General features: G+C 68.0%; 17 protein-coding genes. 5 read left to right on the top strand and 12 right to left on the bottom strand.

The window, feature by feature from the left end:
- Positions 1–100: 100 nt before the first annotated feature.
- From EJL01_RS09180 to dapA, 5 genes are all read right to left on the bottom strand, one after another.
- Positions 101–856 (bottom strand): CinA family protein, encoded by a 756-nt coding sequence (locus EJL01_RS09180; protein WP_241209156.1) that lies wholly within the window; start codon positions 854–856, stop codon positions 101–103.
- A complete protein-coding gene (pgsA, locus tag EJL01_RS09175; protein WP_125107226.1) occupies positions 853–1509 on the bottom strand; it encodes a CDP-diacylglycerol--glycerol-3-phosphate 3-phosphatidyltransferase in 657 nt (218 codons plus the stop codon). Before pgsA ends, EJL01_RS09180 begins: the two co-directional genes overlap by 4 nt.
- Entirely contained in the window at positions 1502–4339 is a 2838-nt protein-coding gene (locus EJL01_RS09170; RefSeq protein WP_125107225.1) for an FtsK/SpoIIIE family DNA translocase, read from the bottom strand. Before EJL01_RS09170 ends, pgsA begins: the two co-directional genes overlap by 8 nt.
- A gap of 75 nt (positions 4340–4414) precedes the next feature.
- Entirely contained in the window at positions 4415–6118 is a 1704-nt protein-coding gene (locus tag EJL01_RS09165; RefSeq protein WP_193127933.1) for a ribonuclease J, read from the bottom strand.
- 72 nt (positions 6119–6190) lie between these two features.
- Positions 6191–7165, bottom strand: a complete 975-nt coding sequence (gene dapA / locus EJL01_RS09160; protein ID WP_125107224.1) for a 4-hydroxy-tetrahydrodipicolinate synthase — start codon at positions 7163–7165, stop codon at positions 6191–6193.
- Positions 7166–7297: 132 nt separating this feature from the next.
- Between dapA and trmB the strand changes: the two genes are divergently transcribed.
- The gene (gene trmB / locus EJL01_RS09155) at positions 7298–8230 is read left to right on the top strand and encodes a tRNA (guanine(46)-N(7))-methyltransferase TrmB (RefSeq protein WP_125107223.1); all 933 of its coding nucleotides are present in this window, start codon (positions 7298–7300) and stop codon (positions 8228–8230) included.
- 31 nt (positions 8231–8261) lie between these two features.
- Here trmB and EJL01_RS09150 read toward each other — a convergent pair whose 3' ends face one another.
- Together EJL01_RS09150 and lepA are read right to left on the bottom strand one after the other, a co-directional pair.
- Positions 8262–9773 (bottom strand): Hsp70 family protein, encoded by a 1512-nt coding sequence (locus tag EJL01_RS09150; protein WP_125107222.1) that lies wholly within the window; start codon positions 9771–9773, stop codon positions 8262–8264.
- 60 nt (positions 9774–9833) lie between these two features.
- Entirely contained in the window at positions 9834–11684 is a 1851-nt protein-coding gene (gene lepA, locus EJL01_RS09145) for a translation elongation factor 4 (protein WP_125107221.1), read from the bottom strand.
- 257 nt (positions 11685–11941) lie between these two features.
- Between lepA and rpsT the strand changes: the two genes are divergently transcribed.
- Positions 11942–12208, top strand: a complete 267-nt coding sequence (gene rpsT, locus EJL01_RS09140) for a 30S ribosomal protein S20 (protein WP_125107220.1) — start codon at positions 11942–11944, stop codon at positions 12206–12208.
- A gap of 246 nt (positions 12209–12454) precedes the next feature.
- On the opposite strand, the gene EJL01_RS09135 is transcribed toward rpsT, so the two are convergent.
- The 5 genes from EJL01_RS09135 to EJL01_RS09115 form a co-directional block, all read right to left on the bottom strand.
- Positions 12455–12757, bottom strand: coding sequence for a putative quinol monooxygenase (locus tag EJL01_RS09135; protein WP_125107219.1), 303 nt, complete (start codon positions 12755–12757; stop codon positions 12455–12457).
- On the bottom strand, positions 12754–13065 hold the full coding sequence (locus EJL01_RS09130) for a DJ-1/PfpI family protein (protein WP_125107218.1): 312 nt from the start codon (positions 13063–13065) through the stop codon (positions 12754–12756). The genes EJL01_RS09135 and EJL01_RS09130 overlap by 4 nt, the downstream gene beginning before the upstream one ends.
- A 1-nt stretch (position 13066) precedes the next feature.
- A complete protein-coding gene (locus tag EJL01_RS09125; RefSeq protein ID WP_125107217.1) occupies positions 13067–14233 on the bottom strand; it encodes a glutathione-independent formaldehyde dehydrogenase in 1167 nt (388 codons plus the stop codon).
- A gap of 164 nt (positions 14234–14397) precedes the next feature.
- Positions 14398–15414, bottom strand: coding sequence for a DNA polymerase III subunit delta (gene holA / locus EJL01_RS09120; RefSeq protein WP_125107216.1), 1017 nt, complete (start codon positions 15412–15414; stop codon positions 14398–14400).
- 215 nt (positions 15415–15629) lie between these two features.
- Complete coding sequence (locus EJL01_RS09115; RefSeq protein WP_125107215.1) at positions 15630–16385, bottom strand: IclR family transcriptional regulator; 756 nt, start codon at positions 16383–16385, stop codon at positions 15630–15632.
- A 103-nt stretch (positions 16386–16488) separates the two neighbouring features.
- Here EJL01_RS09115 and EJL01_RS09110 point away from each other — a divergent pair, with 103 nt between their 5' ends.
- Genes EJL01_RS09110 through EJL01_RS09100 form a run of 3 tightly spaced genes read left to right on the top strand, consistent with a single transcriptional unit; the run spans position 16489 to position 20100 of the window.
- Positions 16489–17955: a GntP family permease gene (locus tag EJL01_RS09110; protein ID WP_125107214.1), complete on the top strand. Its 1467-nt coding sequence runs from the start codon at positions 16489–16491 to the stop codon at positions 17953–17955.
- A gap of 22 nt (positions 17956–17977) precedes the next feature.
- A complete protein-coding gene (locus tag EJL01_RS09105; protein WP_125107213.1) occupies positions 17978–19195 on the top strand; it encodes a CaiB/BaiF CoA transferase family protein in 1218 nt (405 codons plus the stop codon).
- Positions 19192–20100, top strand: coding sequence for a beta/alpha barrel domain-containing protein (locus EJL01_RS09100; protein ID WP_125107212.1), 909 nt, complete (start codon positions 19192–19194; stop codon positions 20098–20100). Before EJL01_RS09105 ends, EJL01_RS09100 begins: the two co-directional genes overlap by 4 nt.
- The last annotated feature ends 120 nt before the right edge of the window (positions 20101–20220 follow it).

Raw genomic sequence — 20220 nt, 5'->3', positions numbered from 1 at the left:
TCCTCAAGTTCGTTGGCTCGCATGGATCGCGAACCATGAAGTGTACAACCGTGAACTGATCGTGCGCATTCCCGATCACGTCAGCTCGCTCGGAAAATTTTCAGCGTCGCGGCGCTTCGGCCAGGTGTTCGAGCAGATTGAAGATCGCGGCCTCGACCGTGGCGATGCGGATGCGGTGGCGCGAGCCGACCGGGTCGTCGTCGCGCACGAGGTTGCTGAAGTCGAGCTGCACGACGCGGTCGCCGAAGATCGAGTCGATGCCGACGAACACCGTGCCTGGCTGCTGGCCGTCGGCGGGCTCGGGGCCGGCGACGCCGGTCGTCGAAATACCAATGTCGACCGGCTTCTCGCCCTTGAACGAGAACTGCTTGCGCACGCCCGCGGCCATCTGCTGCGCGACCTCGGGATGCACGGCGCCGGCCGCCGCGAGCAGCGAGCGTTCGACGCCGAGCAGCTCGCGCTTCGCCGCGAACTGATAGGCGACGGTGCCGCCCTGGAACGACGCCGAGATGCCCGGCACGCGCACGAGCTCGGCCGCGAGCTCACCACCGGTGAGCGACTCGGCGACCGAAATCGTGAGGCCCGCCTCGATAAGCACCTGCCCGAGTTCAGCGGTCTGCGCCGGGATCACGTTAATCTCGGCGGGCACCGCGGGCAGTGGCGGCATCGCGTCGTCGACCGGGGCGTCGCCAGCAGGCGCGGCAGCGGCCGCCTCAGCCTCGGCACCCTCGGGCAGTGGCACGGCCTGCGCGCCGCCCTCAACGTTGATCGGGTCGATCACCTCGGCCTCCCAGTAGCCGGCCTGCTCGGTGTCGACTGGCTGGGTCGCATCGTCTCTCGAGGATGAATCACTCATGCCTGCTCCCCCACTGTCGTGGCCGACGGTGCGCCACCGTCGTGCTTCTTTGGCCAGTATGCCCGCACGAGGTAGTCGATTCCCGACCAGATGGTGAGAACGAACGCGGCCGACATAAACGCGCCGTTCACCCAGTGCATCCAGTCGCCGAGCAGCGCCGGGAACGGCGCGATCGCGAGCGAGATCGCAACCGCCTGCATGACGGTCTTGAGCTTGCCGCCGCGACCGGCGGGCAGCACGATACGACGGGCCTCGATGAGTCGCCAGACGGTGATGCCGAGCTCGCGCACGAGGATGAGGATCGTCACCCACCATGGCAGCTCGGCGAGCACGCTGAGCAGAATCAGTGCCGCCCCGGTGAGCGCCTTGTCGGCGATCGGGTCGAGCAGCTTGCCGAGGTCGGAGATGAGGTTGCGGCTGCGCGCGAGGTGGCCATCGACCGCATCCGAGCTGATGCCGACGACGAACAGCGCAAGCGCAACCCAGCGCAGGGCGCCGTGCTCGCCCGCATCCGCGAGCATCACCCACACGAACGCGGGCACGAAGAGGATGCGCACCATCGTGATGAGGTTGGGCACCGCCCAGGGGCTCACCGGCCCGTCGCCGCGTCGCCAGATGCGGGGCCGCTCGGCGGCGTTGCGGGGGTCAGTCACGACCGGTCAGCTCCCATGCGTCTTCGGATTCGGAGGACTCGACCTCTTCAAGGCCCTCGTACTTCGCCTCGATCGGGTCGTCGCCGTACGGGTCGGCGTCATCGTCGTCGCCCGAGGGCGCCGCCGGCGGCGGACCGTCACCGCGCAGCATCGCGAGCACTTCGGCGAGCTGATCCGGAGCGACGAGCACGTCACGCGCCTTCGAGCCCTCAGAAGGGCCGACGATCTCGCGCGACTCGAGCAGGTCCATGAGTCTCCCGGCCTTCGCGAAGCCGACGCGGAGCTTGCGCTGCAGCATCGAGGTCGAGCCAAACTGCGAGGTGATGACGAGCTCGGCGGCCGCGAGCAGCGGCTCGAGGTCATCACCGATGTCGGAGTCGATCTCGCGCTTCTCGGCTGGCGCCGTGACGTCGGCGCGGTACTCGGGCTTCGCCTCGGACTTCACGTGCGTGACGACCTGGTGAATCTCCTTGTCACTCACCCACGCGCCCTGCACGCGAATCGGCTTCGAGCCCTGCGGCGAGAACAGCGCGTCACCCTGACCGATCAGCGTCTCGGCACCGGTCTGGTCGAGGATCACTCGGGAGTCGGTCGAGCTCGTCACGGCGAAGGCAAGGCGCGAGGGCACGTTCGCCTTGATGAGGCCGGTGACGACGTCGACCGAGGGGCGCTGCGTCGCGAGCACGAGGTGGATGCCCGCGGCGCGCGCGAGCTGCGTGATGCGCACGATGGAGTCCTCGACGTCGCGTGGCGCGGCCATCATGAGCTCGGCGAGCTCGTCGACGACGACGAGGAGGTACGGGTAGGGCTTGAGCTTGCGCTTCGACCCCTCGGGTACTTCGACCTGCCCCGCGCGGATCGCCGCGTTGAAGTCGTCGATGTGCCGGAACCCGAAGTTCTCAAGGTCGTCGTAGCGCATCTCCATCTCCTTCACGACCCACTGGAGCGCCTCGGCGGCCTTCTTCGGGTTCGTGATGATGGGGGTGATGAGGTGCGGCACGCCCTGGTATGGCGTGAGCTCGACGCGCTTCGGGTCGACGAGCACCATGCGCACCTCGGTGGGCTTCGATCGCATGAGCAGCGAGACGATCATCGAGTTCACGAAGCTCGACTTACCGGAACCGGTCGAACCGGCGACGAGCAGGTGGGGCATCTTCGCGAGGTTCGCGAGCACGAAGCCGCCCTCGACGTCTTTGCCCACGCCAATCGTCATCGGGTGGTGCGCTTTGAGCGCTTTCTGCGAGGCGAGCACGTCGCCGAGCTGCACCGTCTCGCGGTCGGTGTTCGGAATCTCGATACCGATCGCCGACTTGCCGGGAATCGGCGAGAGGATGCGCACCTGGTTCGAGCGCACGGCGTAGGCGATGTTCTTCGAGAGGTTCGTGACCTTCTCGACCTTCGTGCCGGGCGCGACCTCGACCTCATAGCGCGTCACGGTCGGGCCGCGCGAGAAGCCGGTCACTTGGGCGTCGACGTTGAACGACTTGAAGGTCTGGTTGAGCGCCTCAATGGTCGACTCGTTCGCCTCGGTCTTCGACTTCGGCGCCTCGCCGCGTTCGAGGATGCGCGTGGCCGGCAGCTGATAGGCCACCTGCTCGTCGCTCGGCTCGGCCCGGGTGTCCCAGTTCGCTGTCTCGTCCTCTTCGACCGCCGCGAGCGCGTCGGCCTCGCTCGGCTCGCTCGACGCGGCCGGCGCTGGAGCCGAGGGTGCAGCTGCGGCGGCAGCGGCGGGCGCAGTGCGCTTCGGAGTCTCAGGGATCGGCGCGGTGTCGCCGCGCATCGGCGGCAGCACCTCGGTCGGGTTCTCGAGCGGGGCGGGCACGCCGAAGTCCTGCGGCGCCGAGCCGTCGGTGGGCGCCTGCACCTCATCGAACACGTCGAGGCCGAGCACCTCGGTCTCGTCGTCGCGGCGACGGCGCTTGCGGCCCTTACGGCCCTTCGCCTCGGTGTCGAGCACCTTCGTCGCGTCGCTGCCCTCGCGGTTGCTCGGGTCGACGAGCGGCGTGTCGTAGGCCGGGTCTTCTTCGCGCCCGGTGTCGTTACGGCGCCACCACGGCACGTCGTCGTCGGCGGGCTTGCGGGCTGGTTCCTCCTGCGCTGCGGGGACATCCTGCCCCTTCGCCTCGGCCGAGCGTTCGGCGCCGACGAGCCAGTTCCAGCCCTCGACGATGCGCGACGGCAGCTGTCTCGGCGGCGTCTTCGTCAGTACGAAGAGCGAGAGTACGAAGATAAGCGCGAGCACGATCGTCGCGCCGATGATCGTGATGATGAAGCCGAGCGAGCCGCCGACCATCCAGCCGAAGATGCCACCGGCGCGGGCGAGCGAGGGCATGCCCTCGGCCGGCTGCGGCTGGCCCGCATGGAGGTGGCAGATGCCGGCGGCGCTGAACAGTGCCATCGCGAGCCCCGTGAACACTCGCCCGTTGTCGTAGACGGATGCGGGGTGCCGGTAGAGCCAGAGCGCGAGGCCAACGAGCACAACCGGCATCGCGTAGGCAACGAGGCCGAACAGTCCGCCGAAGCTGAAGGCGTTGAGGTTCTCGGCGATGACGTTGCCGGGGAAGAACCAGAGCGTGACGCCGCCGATGATGCCGAGCAGCACGAGGGCGGTCGGGAAGGTGTCGCGGCGGTCTTCTTTCGCGAGGGTGTCGCGTCCGAGCGCCCGGGCGGCCCCGCCCATGCTGTGGGCAAAACCGTTCCAGGCGCGCGCGCCGAGCCCCAGTTCCTCGTTGGTGAACTGGACCTTGGTGTCGTTTTTCGCGGTGCCGCGGGAGCGGGTGGAGTTGGACCCGGACCCCTTCTTCCCACGGTTGGAGGCAGTATTCGGCATAACTACCAGGGTAGTGCCGAGGCGCAACTACGCCCCGGCACTACCACGGAGTGGCCAAGAATTGCCCTTCGAGGGTTATTCGCCGGTGTTCGCGAAGGTGACGACGGGCACGATCATCGGGCGGCGACGCTGCTTCGTGCCGGCCCAGCGGCCGACGACGCGGCGTACCGCCTGCGAGAGGCGGTACGTGTCGCGCACACCGTCGTCGAGCGCATCCTCGAGCGCCTTGCGCACCTGCGGCACGAGCGGCTCAAACACGCGGTCGTCGGGCGCGAAGGCGCGAGCGTGGAACTCGGGACCCGCGATGATCTTGCCGGTGGCCGGGTCGATCACGGTGTAGATCGAGATGAAGCCCTCGGAGGAGAGCACGAGACGGTCCTTGAGGTCGTCCTCCGTGACGGTGCCGACGGTCTTGCCGTCGACGTAGACGAAACCGACCGGTACCTCCCCGACCTTCTTCGGCACGCCGCCCGCGAGGTCGATGACGCCGCCATTCTCGGTGACGATCGTGTGGTCGCGCTCGACGCCGGACTTCACCGCGATGTTCGCGTTCGCGGTGAGGTGGCGGAACTCGCCGTGAACCGGCATGGCGTACTTCGGCTTGATGACGTTGTACGCGGCGAGGAGCTCGTCGGCGAAGCCGTGACCCGAAACGTGCACGCGGGCGTTGCCCTTGTGCACTACGTCGGCCCCAGCCTTCATGAGGTTGTTGATCATGTTCGACACGGGCACCTCGTTGCCCGGCACGAGGCTCGAGGCAAGCACGACACGGTCGCCCGCCCCCACCTCGATCGCGTGGTCGCCCTGCGCGATGCGGTTGAGCACGGCGAGCGTCTCGCCCTGCGAGCCGGTGCAGACGAACACGACGCGGTCGCGCGGCAGGTCGAGCGCCTTCTTGTAGTCGATGATGACGCCCTTGGGCGCGTGCAGGTACCCGAGGTCGAGGGCGATGCCCATGTTGCGCACCATCGAGCGGCCGACGAGTGCAATCTTGCGGTTGTTCGCGGCAGCAGCGTTAATGACGTGCTGCACGCGGTGAATGTGGCTCGCGAAGCTCGAAACGATGACGCGGCCCGTGCTCGTGCGCACGGCCTCGTTGATCGCCGGGGCGACCGACATCTCGGAGCCCGAGTGGCCCGCAACCTCGGCGTTCGTCGAGTCGCAGAGGAACAGGTCGACGCCCTGCTCACCGAAGCGGCTGAGGGCGCGCATGTCGGTGAGCCGCCCATCCATCGGCGTCGGGTCCATCTTGAGGTCGGCCGTGTGGATGAAGCTGCCGGCCTTCGACGTGACGTGCACGCCGAGCGAGTCGGGAATCGAGTGGTTCACGGCCCAGAACTCCGCACGGAACGGGCCGAACTCCTCGACGTCGCCCTCGTGCACCGTCAGCGTGTACGGCGTGATGCGGTGTTCCTTGAGCTTCGCCTCGACGAGCGCGAGGGTAAGTGGCGAGCCGATGAGGGGAATGTCGGGCTTGCGCTTGAGCAGGTACGGCACACCCCCAATGTGGTCTTCGTGGCCGTGCGTGAGGAAGATGCCCACGACGTCGTCGAGGCGGTCGAGGATGATCTCGATGTCGGGCAGGATCAGGTCAACGCCGGGCTGCGTCGATTCGGGGAAGAGCACGCCGACGTCGATGATGAAGATCTTGCCGTTGAGCTCGAACGACGTCATGTTGCGACCGACCTCACCGAGGCCGCCATGCGGGATGATTCGCATCGTGTCTCGGGCGAGCGGGGGCAGCTGCACCGGAATTGATTCGGTTATTTCGTTTGACATAGTTACCTGTCGGTTTGGCAACCGCAGGATGCGCGGGATGGCCCGGCGGGCGCGGTCGCAGTGGGATGACGCCTAGCGCGTCGTGCCCGCAATCTTCGGCAGAGCGCCACCGGCGGCGGCGTTGCGATCCGGGCGGAAGTTGGAAAAGTCGATGCCGTGGAGGCCCTGCACCTTGGCGATGTCGTTCTCGATCATCTCGGCCTCCCACTCCTCCGGCCCGACGAGGGGCAGGCGGACGCGGGGCGTCGAGATGCGGCCAAGGCCGTGAAGGATGTACTTGGTCGAGACGGTGCCGGGGATGTGCGTCATCGTCGCGCGGGCGAGTGGTTCGAGGAGCTTGTGCTCGGCGGTCGCCGTGGCCAGGTCGCCGCGGTTTACGGCGTCGATGATGGTGCGGTACGGCTGCGGCGCGATGTTCGCGGTCACCCCGATGAGGCCGGTCGCACCGATCGCGAGCTCGGGCAGCGCCATGGCGTCGTCGCCTGCGTAATAGAGCAGGTCGGTCTCGTTGAGCACCTGCGACACCTCGGCGAGGTCGCCCTTGGCATCCTTCACCGCGAGGATATTCGGGTGCTTCGCCAGGCGCTGAATGGTCTCACGCTTCACCGGCACACCCGCGCGGCCGGGGATGTCGTAGACGATCATCGGCAGGTCGGTCGCGTCGGCAACCATGCGGAAGTGCGTGAGCAGGCCCGCCTGCGTCGGCTTGTTGTAGTAGGGCGTGACCGCCATGACGGCGTCGGCGCCGGCCTGGGCCGACTGCTTTGCGAGCTGGATCGCGTGGGCGGTCTCGTTCGAGGGGCCGCCCTGAATCACCTTTGCGCGGCCGTTCGCCACCGACTTCGTGACCTTGATGAGCTGCAGTTTCTCGGCGTCGGTGAGCGTCGAGGTCTCGCCGGTCGTGCCGGAGACGACGATGCCGTCGGCACCGTGAGATACGAGGTGGTCGACGAGGCGCTCGACGTCGTCCCATGCAACTTCCCCGTCGTGGTCCATTGGGGTAATGAGGGCGACGAGAACCTGGCCGAAGGGATTTACTGCAGTCACGGCATCCAGGGTACCGCGTGCGGTGGTCTCTGGCCGAGTCCGCCCCCGGAAACATGCGGCGGGGTCGGGTGTGGTGGGGCGGCTCGCCGTGCCGGGTTCGCGCCCGTGCGTGTTACCGCGACAATAGGTGTCATGCCAGAACAGCCTGACGCCACCGAATCGACGCCCGAGACCGCTGAGAACGCCGGCACCGGCAAGTCGTCGGCGAACTCGCGCGCGAAGTTTCGCGTGCGCTCATTCTCGATGCGCGGCCACAACCGGATGTCGCGCGACTTCGACGAGGTGCTTGAGCAGCACGGCCCGCGCTACCTCATCGACTTCCCGGCCGGCCCGACGATCGCCACGATCGCCGCGGATGCGCGCATCAACCTCGACGCCGAGTTCGGCCGCGAGGCGCCCCTTGTCGTCGAGATCGGCCCCGGCAACGGCGAGCAGCTGACCCACGCGGCCCTGCAGCACCCCGACTGGAACTTCCTCGCCTTCGAGGCGTGGCACCCAGGCGCAGCACGCTGCGTCGGCAACTTCGCCCGTGCGGGCGTCGAGAACGTGCGGGTCATCGAAGCGGATGCGGCGCAGGCGCTGCCGATCGTGTTCGGCCTCGAAGTGGCGCAGGTCGACGAGGATGTTCAGGGCGGCTACGGCGTCGGCGTCGACGGCACCGGGCGCACGACCGGGCACCGCGACCCCGCGCATCCGAATTCGGCGAACCCGCTCGCGCACGAGGTGTGGACCTTCTTCCCCGACCCCTGGCGCAAGGCGCGCCACCACAAGCGCCGCCTCGTGAACGAGCTCTTCGCCGCGACGATTGCCGGCGTGCTCGAGCCGGGCGGTACGTGGCGCCTCGCGACCGATTGGGAGAACTACGCCTGGCAGATGCGCGACGTCATCGAGGCTTCGGAGTTCTTCACGAACCCACACGCCGGCGAGCGACCGGATCCGGCCGACCGCGAGCCCGAGCGCGGCGGCTTCGCACCCCGCTACGAGGGGCGGCTGCTCACGCACTTCGAGGAGCGCGGCGAGCTGGCGGGGCGCCCACCACACGACATCGTCGGGGTGCGCGTCTAGCTTCGGGCCTGCCGAACTTCGAGCCGGTTCGCTAGCTTGCGTCGCTGCGCAACCGCGAGGCTTTGCGCAGCCCGAGCTCCGGGATGTCGTGGGTGATCGTGACGATGCCGTTCGCATCGATCGACACCTCCTCGCGCACGAGCGGGCCGCCCTCGCGGCGCTCGACCGGCACTCGCGCAAGCGCGCCGTCTGCCGCGCGGTCCTGCGCAGCGAGCTCATCGGTGAACGGCACGAGCACCTCGGCGAGCGTCGTGAGGTTGCCGACGCCCGAGGCGCCGCGGGTGAATTCGACGAAGCGGAACCAGCCGACGTTGTGCGCGGCCCGGTACTCGCGCGTCGTCGTCGCACCGGCCACGGCGTCGCCCGCCTCGACGAGCACGTCGAAGTCGACTGCGCGGCCGCCCTCGCGCTCGCGAAACACGCCGATGCCCCGCGATGAGCGGTCGCGCAGCCAGTAGTCGGACTTCGCGTCGGCGGCGATCGCCAGGCCGATCGCGGTCGATGCGGCCGGGTACGGCGAACGGTGCACGCGCCGGCCGAAGCGCTCGCGCAGCAGGCGGGGCACGAGCGGCAGCGCGCTCGCTCCGCCGACGAGGTAGATGCCGGCGATGTCGGAGTCGCTGAGGTCGCCGGACTCGGCGCCCGAGGCGGCCATGTTCGGCGCCATCACTGCGATCGTGCGCTCAACGAGCGGCGTCGCCGCCTCGTTGAAGTCGGAGACCAGCACGATGACATCGTCGTCACCCCGCTCGAGCAGCAGGCGACGAGTCTGCGGGGTGAGCCGCTCCTTCGCAGTGCGGGCCTCCTCGAGTAACCGCTCGCGCTCGGCATTCGGGAGGGTCGAGAGGTCCTCCCCCGTGCCGAGCGCGAGGCCGACGAGCCGCTCGTCGAAGTCGTCGCCGCCGAGGTGTGGGTCGCCCGAAGTCATGCGCACCTCGTGCTCGGCGCCGTCGATGCGCACAAGCGAGGCGTCGAACGTGCCGCCACCGAGGTCGTAGATGACCACGTCCGTGCGCCGCGAGTTCAGGGTGCGTGCGTGCCGGTGACTGTACTCGAACGCGGCCGCGCTCGGCTCGTTGACGAGCGCGAGCACGTGCACGCCCGCGCGGGCGAAGGCGTCGAGCGTGAGCAGGCGTTGCGCGTTACCCGCATTCGCCGGCACACCGACCACCGCCTCGAGCTCGCGGTCACCCGCCGCCTCACGGTCACGCACAAGCGGATGCTGGCGCAGCTGCTCGACGACGTGCGCGGCGAACACGCCGAGCACCTCGCCGAGCGGGCGGGTCTCGTCGCCGATCGGCACCGGGGTGCCGGCCGACGCATCCGCCGTGCCAAGCAGGCGCTTGAACGAGCGGGCGTGCGCGCCGGGCTGGGCCAGCGCATCCCAGCCGCAGACCATGCGGTCGCCCGCGAGCGCGACGACCGAGGGGATGTGTTCGTGCGGGTCGCCGAGGCCGTCTTCCACGCCGACCACCGGGTAGTTCCCGCGGTCGACGAGGGCGACGAGGGTGCGCGTGGTGCCGAAATCGATGCCGAGTCGCATGCGGCAGACCGTACCAAGCACGCGTGACGCGCGACCCTGCGTCGCCGGGTCGCGCCCTCGCTACTTCTTCTTCGACTCCTCGACGTCGCCCGACAGCGCAGCGATGAACGCGTTCTGCGGCACCTCGACGCGGCCGACCATCTTCATGCGCTTCTTGCCTTCCTTCTGCTTCTCGAGCAGCTTGCGCTTGCGGCTGATGTCGCCGCCGTAGCACTTGGCAAGCACGTCCTTGCGGATCGCGCGGATCGTTTCGCGGGCGATGATGCGCGCGCCGATGGCGGCCTGAATCGGCACCTCAAACTGCTGGCGCGGAATGAGCTTGCGCAGGCGCTCGGCCATCATCGTGCCGTAGCTATAGGCCGCGTCGCGGTGCACGATCGCGCTGAACGCGTCGACCTTCTCGCCCTGCAGCAGAATGTCGACCTTGACGAGGTCGTCGGCCTGATCGCCAATGGGCTCGTAGTCGAGCGAGGCGTAGCCCTGCGTGCGCGACTTGAGCTGGTCGAAGAAGTCGAAGACGATCTCGCCGAGCGGCAGCACGTAGCGTAGATCGACACGCTCCTCCGAGAGGTAGTCCATCGACTCGAGGCGGCCGCGGCGCTGCTCGCAGAGCTCCATGACCTTGCCAATGTAGTCCTTCGGCACGAGGATCGACGCCTTCACCATCGGCTCGCGCACCTCGTTGATCTTGCCTTCGGGGAACTCCGAGGGGTTCGTCACGTGGTGCGTCTCGCCGTCCTCGGTCACGACGTCGTAGGTCACCGACGGTGCCGTCGTGATGAGGTCAATGTCGAACTCTCGCTGGAGACGCTCGGTGATGATCTCGAGGTGGAGCAGGCCGAGAAAGCCAACGCGGAAGCCGAAGCCGAGCGCAACCGAAGTCTCGGGCTCGTAACTCAGCGCCGCATCCTCGAGCTTGAGCTTGTCGAGCGCCTCGCGCAGGTCGGTGTAGTCGCCGGCCTCGATCGGGTAGAGGCCCGAGAACACCATCGGCTTCGGGTCGACGTAGCCGGGCAGGCCCTCGCTCGCGGGGTTCTTCGTGGCGGTGACGGTGTCGCCGACCTTCGACAGGCGCACATCTTTCACGCCGGTGATGAGGTATCCGACCTCGCCGACCGAGAGCCCCTTCGCCTGCTTCGGCTCGGGCGCCGAGACGCCCAGTTCGAGCAGGTCATGGGTCGCGCCGGTCGAGATCATCTTGATCTTCTCGCCGGCACGAATCGACCCGTCGACCATGCGCACGTAGGTGATAACGCCGCGGTAGGTGTCGTAGACCGAGTCGAAGATGAGCCCGCGCGGGGCCGCATCCTTGTCACCCGCCGGCGCCGGGATGCGCTCGACGATGCGGTCGAGCAGCTCGGTCACGCCCGCGCCGGTCTTGCCCGAGACGCGGAGGACGTCGGCCGGATCGCCGCCGATGAGATTCGAGATTTCGAGCGAGACGCGCTCAGGGTCGGCCGCCGGCAGGTCGATCTTGTTGAGCACTGGGATGATCTCGAGATCGTTTTCCATCGCGAGGTAGAGGTTCGCAAGGGTCTGCGCCTCGATGCCCTGTGCGGCATCGACGAGCAAGATCGCACCCTCGCACGCCGCGAGCGAGCGCGACACCTCGTACGAGAAGTCGACGTGGCCCGGGGTGTCGATCATGTTGAGGATGAAGTCGCCGGTTTCGGAGGTGTGCCACGGCATGCGCACGGCCTGCGACTTGATCGTGATGCCGCGCTCGCGCTCGAGGTCCATCTTGTCGAGGTATTGGGCGCGCATCACGCGGTCCTCGACCGAGCCGGTCAGCTGCAGCATGCGGTCGGCCAGCGTGGACTTACCGTGGTCGATGTGCGCAATGATGCAAAAGTTGCGGATGCGCTCGGCGGGCGTCGCGAGCGGCTGCAGGATCTCAGGCTGATTCGGCATGGTACCGGCCATTGTCCCATGCTCTTGGGTGCGGATGCGCGTCGTCGGGTGGTTCGTTTAGCGGGGCGGGCCCGCGGCCCGTGCCCGGCGGCGCCTCCCGAGGCGCTGCGCGCTCGAGAAAGTTAGGGGCGCGGTGAGGGTGGATTCCTGGTAAAGTTGGGCGCTGGCTTACGCGTACCCCACTCGACGCGATGCTGACGGCGGCCCCTCTACCCGCTCGAGGCGAATCCATTCATTCTCTTCACGAAAGTAGTTACGTGGCAAACATCAAGTCGCAGATCAAGCGCATCGGCACCAACCGCAAGGCGACCGAGCGCAACCGTGCCTACAAGTCGGAGCTGCGCACCGCGATTCGTCGCGTGCGTGAGGCCGTCGCTACCGGCAACCAGGAGCAGGCCGCTACCGCCCTTGCTTACGCTACGAAGAAGCTCGACAAGGCTGTTTCGAAGGGCGTCATTCACAAGAACCAGGCCGCGAACCGCAAGTCGGCCATCGCGAAGCTCGTGAACGGCGTCGAGGCCTAGTCGCCTTCACCCCGGCTTCTCGAACGCCCCGCTGTGTTGCGGGGCGTTCGTCGTTTCCGGGGGCTGCCCATCCCCGCGCTAGGCGGTTCGAGGACGAAGAGAAGCTGGTCGTGGCCGAGGTGGGGGTACTGGTGGGCGAAGCCGAGACGCGCGTCGGACACCCACTCGCCGTCACCGGCACCTCACCGCATTGACTTGGCAGCCAAGGATGGTGAGGTGCCGGTGACGCTCGACGAGGTTGTGGCCTCAGGCAGGAAGTTTCGAACCCAGGACTTCCAACTTCTCGATCGTGGGCTCGCTGAACAGTTTTCCGGTCTGCTCGCCGAGAGCAGCCGCAACTGCGCCGGACAGGTGTGCGTCGCGGCCAGCGTCATCGGGGAACACGTCGAAGATCCCGAACGAGGACGGGCCGAAACGGACCGCGAACCATGCGACGGTGGCCGGTTCCTCGTCGACGAGCCCGCGCCCGATGCCGAGGAATTCCTCGACCTCGTCTTCCTTGCCGGGCAGAGCCTCCAGCTTGACGAGCAATCCCTTTGTCACACTCATGACATCACCTCTCCGTGGGTCGAGTTTTTTGCGAATGAGGACACGAACGTATCGCAGAACGCAGGCAGGTCCTCGGGCGAGCGGCTGGTGATCAAGTTTCCGTCGACCACGACGTCCTGGTCAACGGTGAACGTGCCTGCCGCATCCAGATCGTTCTCACGTGCCTGAATTTCACCGTCATGGATCGACAGGACTTCGGTCTGGGCACCCGCCCGCTCCAGTGCCTCGCGAGGCTTCTCAAGCTCGACTCGCTCGACACCGTCGGCGGCGAGGATCGCGACTTTCCGGCCTTGTAGCGTCTCGGTCATATCAGCTCGCCTTCGTTTCTGTCGACATGCCGGGCTTGATGAGGACCTTCGTCCACCCCTTGGACCTGGCGTCGAAGTTCTTATACGCATCAGCCGCCTCGTCCAGCGAGATCTCGTGGGAAACGATCCACGACGGCTTCGCCTTGCCAGCCGCGATCAAGTCCCGCAGTTGCCGGTTGTACCGCTTGACCGGGCACTGACCGCTCCCCATGGTCTGGCCCTTGAACCAATGCGTGCCGAAATCAATAGCCGCCTTGCCCTGTTTGGCGAGCTCATCCTTGCCCCCGGGATCCTGGGGGACAAACACGCCCACGGTGCCGATCCCCCCGGTGAAGCGGACCGAGTTGATGAGCATATTCAGGGTGGCGGCAGTGTCCTCGTTGCCTTGAGGATCGTGGGCCTGGTAGCCAACGCATTCGCAGCCACGGTCAGCTCCGAGCCCCATCGTCTCGTCGAGAACGGCTTGGACGGGGTCGACCTTGGAGTCGTCGATAGCAATCGCGCCGATCTCCTCGGCCAGTGCGAGACGGTCAGGGTGGCGATCAACCACCATCACCTTTGCGGCGCCCTTGATCATCGCGGACAGGGCGGCCATCAGCCCGACCGGACCCGCACCAGCGATCACCACACTGTCGCCGGGGACCACGCCAGCCATCTCGGTGGCGTGATAGCCGGTGGGGAAGATATCGGAGAGCATGACATAGTCGTTCTCCCGCTCCTGCGCATCCTCGCCCAGGCGCAGCGCGTTGTGGTCGCCGAACGGCACACGGAGCAATTCCGCTTGACCACCGCCATAGGGACCCATGTCGGCGAACCCATAAGCCGCACCGGCGAATGATGGTTCGGGCTGAGTGGTGAGACAGTAGTTGGTCAGTCCGCGTTCGCAGTTCTTACAGAATCCGCACGAGATGTTGAACGGCAGCACAACTCGATCGCCGACCTTGACCTTCTCTACGCCATTACCGACCTCAACGACCTCCCCCATGTTCTCGTGACCGAACGTGCGGCCTTCCTCGAACGAGGTTCGCCCCTCATACATGTGCAGGTCCGACCCGCAAATGTTCGTCGTCGTGATGCGGACCAGCACATCGGTGGGCCGCTCGATCTTCGCGTCCGGGACGTCCTTCGTGCTGACCTGACGCGGTCCTTCGTACACAACTGCTTTCATGACTACTCCGATTCGTTGATACTTCTCGATAGTCTTCTGGCGGGGCCTGCATGACGCTGGCCCGCCGTTTGCGATGAAACACCCCTACGATCCATAGGCCATCGGAGTTGCCTGAGGAGACGGTGGGGCGAGCCTCGGCCGCGGGTGCCCCACCGGGAGCGCGACTAGAGGTCGCGGGTCGCGATGCGGCGCACGAGACGCTCGACCGCAAACTCAGCGTCGCGCGAGCCGCCTTTCACCATGAAGTCCGTTTCGGCGGTGAGGCGAATCGCGCGCCCGAGCTCGGGATCGCTCCAGCCGCGCAGCTCACGCCGCGCCTGCCCAACCTGCCAGGGAGCCGCGCCGACCTGCCCGGCGAGCTGCGCATCCGAGCCGCCAAGGCCCGACACTTTCGCCATCATGCGCAGCTTCATCGCGATCGCCGAGACGATCGGCACCGGGTTGAGCCCAGTGTCGAAGCCGGCACGCACGAGCATCAGGGCGTCGGCGAGGCGCCCGGCGATCGTCGAGTCGGCGATCTTGAAGCCCGTGGTTTCGACGCGACCGCCGTAATAGCGGTTGACGATCTCGGCGGTGATGTCGGTGTCGGGCGCAATGCTCATGAGCTGCCGCGCGGCCGCTGCGAGCTCCTCGAGGCTCGTGTTGAACGCAGCGATGAGCGCCTGCGCGGCGTCGTTGTCGACGCGTCGCTGCTGCATGCGGAACTCGTCGCGGAGGAAGCCGTAGAGGTCGTTCGCCTTGAGCGGCTGACACGAGACCTCGATCGCGAACTCGCTCGCGCGCACCGCATCCAACAGCTTCTTACCGCGATTGCCCGACTTGTGGCGCAGCACGAGGGTCGTATCGTCGACGGGCGCGGCGACGAAGCTCAGCGCCTCCTCGATAAAGCCCTCGACGGCCTCGTGCACCTGGTCGACGACGACAAGGCGGGGTTCGTTGAAGAGCGACGGGGTGACCACGGTGCTGAGGTCGCCGGGCACATACTCTTTCGCGTTGAACTCGTGCACCTCGAGCGAGGGGTCTTCGGTGCGCAGGTGGGTGCGGAGCAGCAAGGTCGCCTCGCGCGCGAAGAAGTCCTCAGCGCCGCTGACGAGCACGATGGGCGCGGGGCGCACCTCGCGCCACGGAACGAGCGTCGCCTTCTGCGACTTCGTCTTCGCCGCGCCTTTTCGCTGTGCCATCGCGCTCCTTCTGCCGACTGCCCATGCTAGTCGGCACGCGCTGGCCACCGCGCCCCTGTCCACACGCTGGGTGACGCCACACGCTGCCGCGCCCCGCGCATCCGCTTTCGGGCCGCTTAGTGTCCCCAATGTCCCACTTTTCGCGCGAAAACTGGGATGTCGGGGACACCGTGGGGCGGGCGAGGCCGGCGCGGGCGAGGCCGGCGCGGCCGCGGCTACGGCGCGCGGCCGGCCATCGACTGGGTAAGCCGGTCGGCGGCGAGCACGACCGGGTCGACGAGCTCGGCGAGGCGGCCCGCGTCGAGGCGCAGCGTCGGCCCCATGATGCCGAGCGCCCCCACGAGCGTCGCGTTGCGGTCGAACACCGGCGCCGCGATACCGCTCGCGCCCTCGACGCGCTCCCCCGTCGTGATCGCGACGCCCTGCGCGCGCGTTTCGTCGACGACGCGGCGCAGCGCATCCGGGTCGATGATCGTCTCGCTCGTCAGCGACTCGAGCGGATGCGCGAGCACCTCGTCGAGCAGGCCCGGCGTCCAGGCGAGCAGCACGCGCGCACTCGAGCCGACGTGCAGCGGCATGATGCGCCCGAGGCGCATCTCGCGGCGCAGGCCGTGCCGGGTTTCGACGACGCCGATGCAGACGCGCGACAGGCCCTCGGCCCGAAAGAACACGGCGGTCTCTTCGGTCTCGTCGCGCAGCGCGGTGAGCGCGGGCGCGAGCAGGTCGACGATGTCGAGGCGGCGCACGGCCGGGCCGGCCCAGTAGGCCATGCGCGAGCCGATCGAATAGAGGTCGCCGTCGCGGTCGAGAAAGCCGTTCGCGACGAGGTTGCCGAGCAGGCGGTGCGCCGTCGAATTCGGGATGCCCGTCGCGCGACGAATGTCGGCGGCGGTGAGCGCATCGTTGCGCAATGAAAAGGCGTCGAGGATCGCGGTGATCTTCTCGAGCACCAACAGCGGTGCTTCCTGCATGCCACCAGCCTAGCCAGCGCGCACCCGAAGTTTCCACATGGCGGGAATCGCTCTACGATGTGAGACGTCCCGAATCTGCTACCTCAACGGAGAGGTCTCCCTCATGCCCGAATGGTCCATCTTTGCGGTGGTCGGCGTCGCGATCGTCGGCGTCGTGCTGCTCATCGTGCGTTTCCATGTCAACCCGGTCATCGCCCTCGCGATCGGCGCGGCCGCCATCGGCCTCGGCGGCGGGCTCGGCGCATCCGGCACCGTCGAAACCATGGCGACCGGCTTCGGCGAAACCATGGCTGAGGCCGGCCTCCTCATCGCATGGGGCGTGCTCATCGGCTCGATGCTCAACCGCCTCGGCGCTGTCTCCCGGCTTGTCGAGACGTTGCTGCGAGTGTTCGGGCCGAAGGGCGTGCCGTACGCGATCGCCGTCTCCTTCGCCACGTACCTACAGACGATCTTCGTCGACGTCATGATCGTCATCGCCGCGCCCCTCGCCCGCCGCATCGCTCCGCGCCTCGGCAAGGCCGGCGTTGGCATCATGAGCACCGTCTTCGCAGTGAGCCTCGAGACCGGCATCGCGCTGATGGTGCCGGGTATCGGTGCCGTGATGATCGCGGCCGCCCTCGGCATTCCGATCGGCCAGATGATGCTCTGGGGCTTCGTCGTGGTGGTGCCGACCGTGCTCATCACAACGCTCATCATGACCATCGTCATGAAGGCCGGCTTCTGGAACCCAGAAAAGGACGAGCTCGCGATGATCGACGACGAGACCGTCGTCGAAGAGGTCGCGCACGAGCACGCCCGCTCGGTTGCTGGGGCCACCCGTGCCGTGCCCGTCGCGACTGGTCGCGGCAGCGTCGACTACCCCGCCGACACCACGACCGGTTTCGACGTCGACGAGCTCGACCCCGCGATCGCCGACCGCTCGCGCACGATGCCGCTGCTCGCCCAGTTCGGCCCGCTCATCTTCTCGCTGCTGCTTATCGCGACCGGTGCAATCCTCGACATCCTCGAGGTCGAGATCCCGGCCATCCAGTTCCTCGGCGCGCCCGCGATCGCCCTGCTGCTCGGCGTGATCGGCACCGCGCTCATCTGCCGCTGGGCGCTGCCGAAGGACGAGCTCGAGCGCACCCTCGTGCACGGCTTCAAGGATGCGGGCCAGATCTTCGCGCTCACCGGTGTCGGTGGCGCGCTCGCCGGCGTCATCGCGGCGACCCCGCTCGGCGACCTGCTCACCGGCTACTTCGGCGCGAGCGCCTTCGCTCCCATCCTGCTCGTGTGGGCGATCGCCGCGATCCTCCACGTCGCCGTCGGTTCGGTGACGCTTTCGGCGATGACCGCTGCGGGCATCCTCGCACCGGTCGCCGTGCAACTCGGTATCAACCCCGTGCTCATCGGCCTCGCGGCCGGCGCCGGCGCGCTGTTCCTGGTGCACGTCACCTCGAACACGTTCTGGCTGCTGCAGTCGTTCCTCGGCCAGTCGGTGCGCGGTGCGCTGAAGAGCGTCACCGTCGGCGTCTCGGTGTCGTCGGTCGTCGCGCTGTGCTGCGTGCTCGTGCTCTCCGTCTTCCTCTAATCGTCGCGAAGGAGTCCCCGCCATGACCGACACATCCCTGCCGCTGAGCGGCTTCAAGGTGCTCGAGCTCGGCAACTACATTGCCGCGCCGACCACCGGCAAGATCCTCGCCGACTTCGGCGCCGACGTCGTCAAGGTCGAGCGACCCCGCACCGGCGACGAGCTGCGCCGATGGCGCCTCGAGGCCGGCGACACGTCGATGCTCTACCGCACGATCAACCGCGGCAAGCGCTCGATCGAGCTCGACCTGCGCTCGCCGCACGGGCGGGATGCGGTGCTTGGGCTCGCGCGCGAGGCTGACGTGCTCGTCGAGAACTTCCGCCCGGGCACGCTCGAGAAGTGGGGCATGTCGCCCACCGTGCTCGCCGAGGCGAACCCGGGGCTCGTCATTGTGCGCATCTCGGCGTTCGGGCAGACCGGCCCGATGTCGCCCCAGCCCGGCTTCGCGGCCGTTGCCGAGGCCTACGGCGGGATGCGCGAGATGATCGGCGACCCCGACCGTCCGCCGGCACGCACCGGCTTCTCGATTGGCGACACGGTCGCGGGCATCTACGCCGCGTTCGGCGCTGTGATGCGCCTGCTCGAGCGCGAGCGGGGGCGCCCCGCGAGCGCCGGTCGCCTCGTCGACGTCGGCCTCAACGAGGCAGTGCTCTCGCTCACCGAGTCGCTCGTCGCCGACTGGTCGGCCTACGGTACACGCCGCCAGCGCACGGGCGGGCGCATGGAGGGCATCGCGCCGTCGAATGCGTACCTCTGCCGCGACGGCAAGTCGATCGTCATCGCTGGCAACGGCGACGGCATCTTCAAGCGCTACATGCAGATCATTGAGCGCCCTGACCTCGGCGACGACCCGACGCTTGCCTCAAACGAGGGCCGCTGGGCGCGCCGCGACGAGCTCGACGCCGCGATCGGCGTGTGGACCGGCCAGCGCACCGCGGCCGAGGCCCTGCGCATCCTCGACGAGGTCGGCGTGCCCGCGGGCCCGATCTCGACCGCCGAGGACGTCGCGGTCGACCCACAGTTCGCGGCGCGCGACATGATTCAGCGCTTCGACATTCACGACGGCGCCGGGCTGCGCGAGGGCGTCGCGATGCCCGGCATCGTGCCCGTGCTCGGCGAGCGCTCGCTGCCGGTGTCGCATCCGGGCCCCGACCTCGGCGCACACACGAGCGAGGTGCTCGAGGAGTGGCTCGGCTGGGATGCGGCACGACGTGCCGCACTTGAGGAGGAAATTCGATGACCCCGACGATTCGTGACGTGACGCTGCGCGACGGCCTGCAGCTCACTGGCAAGCCGCTGCCGACCGAGCGGAAAGTCGCGCTCGTGCGCGAGCTGCTCGCCCTCGGCGTCGAGGAGCTCGAGATCGGCTCGATGGCACGGCCCGACCTCGTGCCCGCCGTCGCCGACACCCTCGACGTTGTCGCGCAGCTCACGCCTCAAGAGCTGTCGCGCTGCTGGATCTGGGTGGCCACGCCCCGCCACATCGAGCGCGCCCGCGCGGCGGGCGCGACGCGCTTTCAGTACTGTTTCAGCGCATCCGATTCGCACAACCGCGCGAACATCGGCCGCGACACCGAGACGTCGCTCGCCGCGATGCCGGAGGCGATTGCCGCCGCCGGCCCGGACGGCCAGGTGCAGCTCTGCATCGCGACCTCGTTCACGTGCCCGTTCGAGGGCGTCGTGCCGATCGAGCGGCTCGAGTGGATTCTCGGCGATGCGCGCACCGAGGGCGCGACCCACGTCGTGATCGCCGACACGCTCGGGCAAGCCGACCCCGCCGAGGTGCGGCGGCGAGTGGCGCTCGCGGTCGAGCGACGCGGGCTGCCGGTCGTGTTTCACGGGCACGACACGTGGGGGCTCGGGGTCGCGAACTCGTTGGCGGCGGTCGAGGCTGGCGCGGTGACGCTGGATGGGGCGCTCGGCGGCCTCGGCGGCTGCCCGTTCGCGCCCGGCGCGTCGGGCAACACCGCGACTGAGGACCTCGCGTTCGGTCTGCGGCCTTCGTGGGCGACGCCCGAGTCGTTTGCGACGCTCGTCGGACTCGGGCAGGAGATCACGTCGACGCTCGGCGAGGGCGACCGCGCGCGGGTGCTCGGCGGCGCGCTCAGCGAGAAGGCGCAAGCCTTCCCCTGGACGCTGCGCTAGCCGCACTGACACTCCCCACGCATAGGCGTTGCGTTTGGGCCCGTTTTCGGCCGATTTCGGTCGCGGTTTGGGGCCCAACGCGACGCCCATGGGCCGGATGCGCGTCCAGGGCCGGTCGGG

It is taken from the genome of Gulosibacter massiliensis (assembly GCF_900626105.1).
Classification (GTDB): Bacteria; Actinomycetota; Actinomycetes; order Actinomycetales; family Microbacteriaceae; genus Gulosibacter; species Gulosibacter sediminis.
Note: the sequence above shows the minus strand (reverse complement) of the source record. Positions and strands in the feature narration are given on the sequence as shown.

Bases quoted from the DNA above. Each gene is read 5' to 3' on its own strand.
- EJL01_RS09150 (WP_125107222.1), bottom strand. From the start codon at position 9,773: ATGCGACTCGGCATCGATTTCGGCACCACGCGCACCCTCGTCGCCCTC.
- EJL01_RS09125 (WP_125107217.1), bottom strand. From the start codon at position 14,233: ATGAAAGCAGTTGTGTACGAAGGACCGCGTCAGGTCAGCACGAAGGAC.
- EJL01_RS09165 (WP_193127933.1), bottom strand. From the start codon at position 6,118: ATGTCAAACGAAATAACCGAATCAATTCCGGTGCAGCTGCCCCCGCTC.
- trmB (WP_125107223.1), top strand. From the start codon at position 7,298: ATGCCAGAACAGCCTGACGCCACCGAATCGACGCCCGAGACCGCTGAG.
- lepA (WP_125107221.1), bottom strand. From the start codon at position 11,684: ATGCCGAATCAGCCTGAGATCCTGCAGCCGCTCGCGACGCCCGCCGAG.
- EJL01_RS09135 (WP_125107219.1), bottom strand. From the start codon at position 12,757: ATGAGTGTGACAAAGGGATTGCTCGTCAAGCTGGAGGCTCTGCCCGGC.
- EJL01_RS09110 (WP_125107214.1), top strand. From the start codon at position 16,489: ATGCCCGAATGGTCCATCTTTGCGGTGGTCGGCGTCGCGATCGTCGGC.
- holA (WP_125107216.1), bottom strand. From the start codon at position 15,414: ATGGCACAGCGAAAAGGCGCGGCGAAGACGAAGTCGCAGAAGGCGACG.
- EJL01_RS09105 (WP_125107213.1), top strand. From the start codon at position 17,978: ATGACCGACACATCCCTGCCGCTGAGCGGCTTCAAGGTGCTCGAGCTC.
- EJL01_RS09170 (WP_125107225.1), bottom strand. From the start codon at position 4,339: ATGCCGAATACTGCCTCCAACCGTGGGAAGAAGGGGTCCGGGTCCAAC.
- EJL01_RS09180 (WP_241209156.1), bottom strand. From the start codon at position 856: ATGAGTGATTCATCCTCGAGAGACGATGCGACCCAGCCAGTCGACACC.
- EJL01_RS09115 (WP_125107215.1), bottom strand. From the start codon at position 16,385: ATGCAGGAAGCACCGCTGTTGGTGCTCGAGAAGATCACCGCGATCCTC.
- EJL01_RS09130 (WP_125107218.1), bottom strand. From the start codon at position 13,065: ATGACCGAGACGCTACAAGGCCGGAAAGTCGCGATCCTCGCCGCCGAC.
- EJL01_RS09100 (WP_125107212.1), top strand. From the start codon at position 19,192: ATGACCCCGACGATTCGTGACGTGACGCTGCGCGACGGCCTGCAGCTC.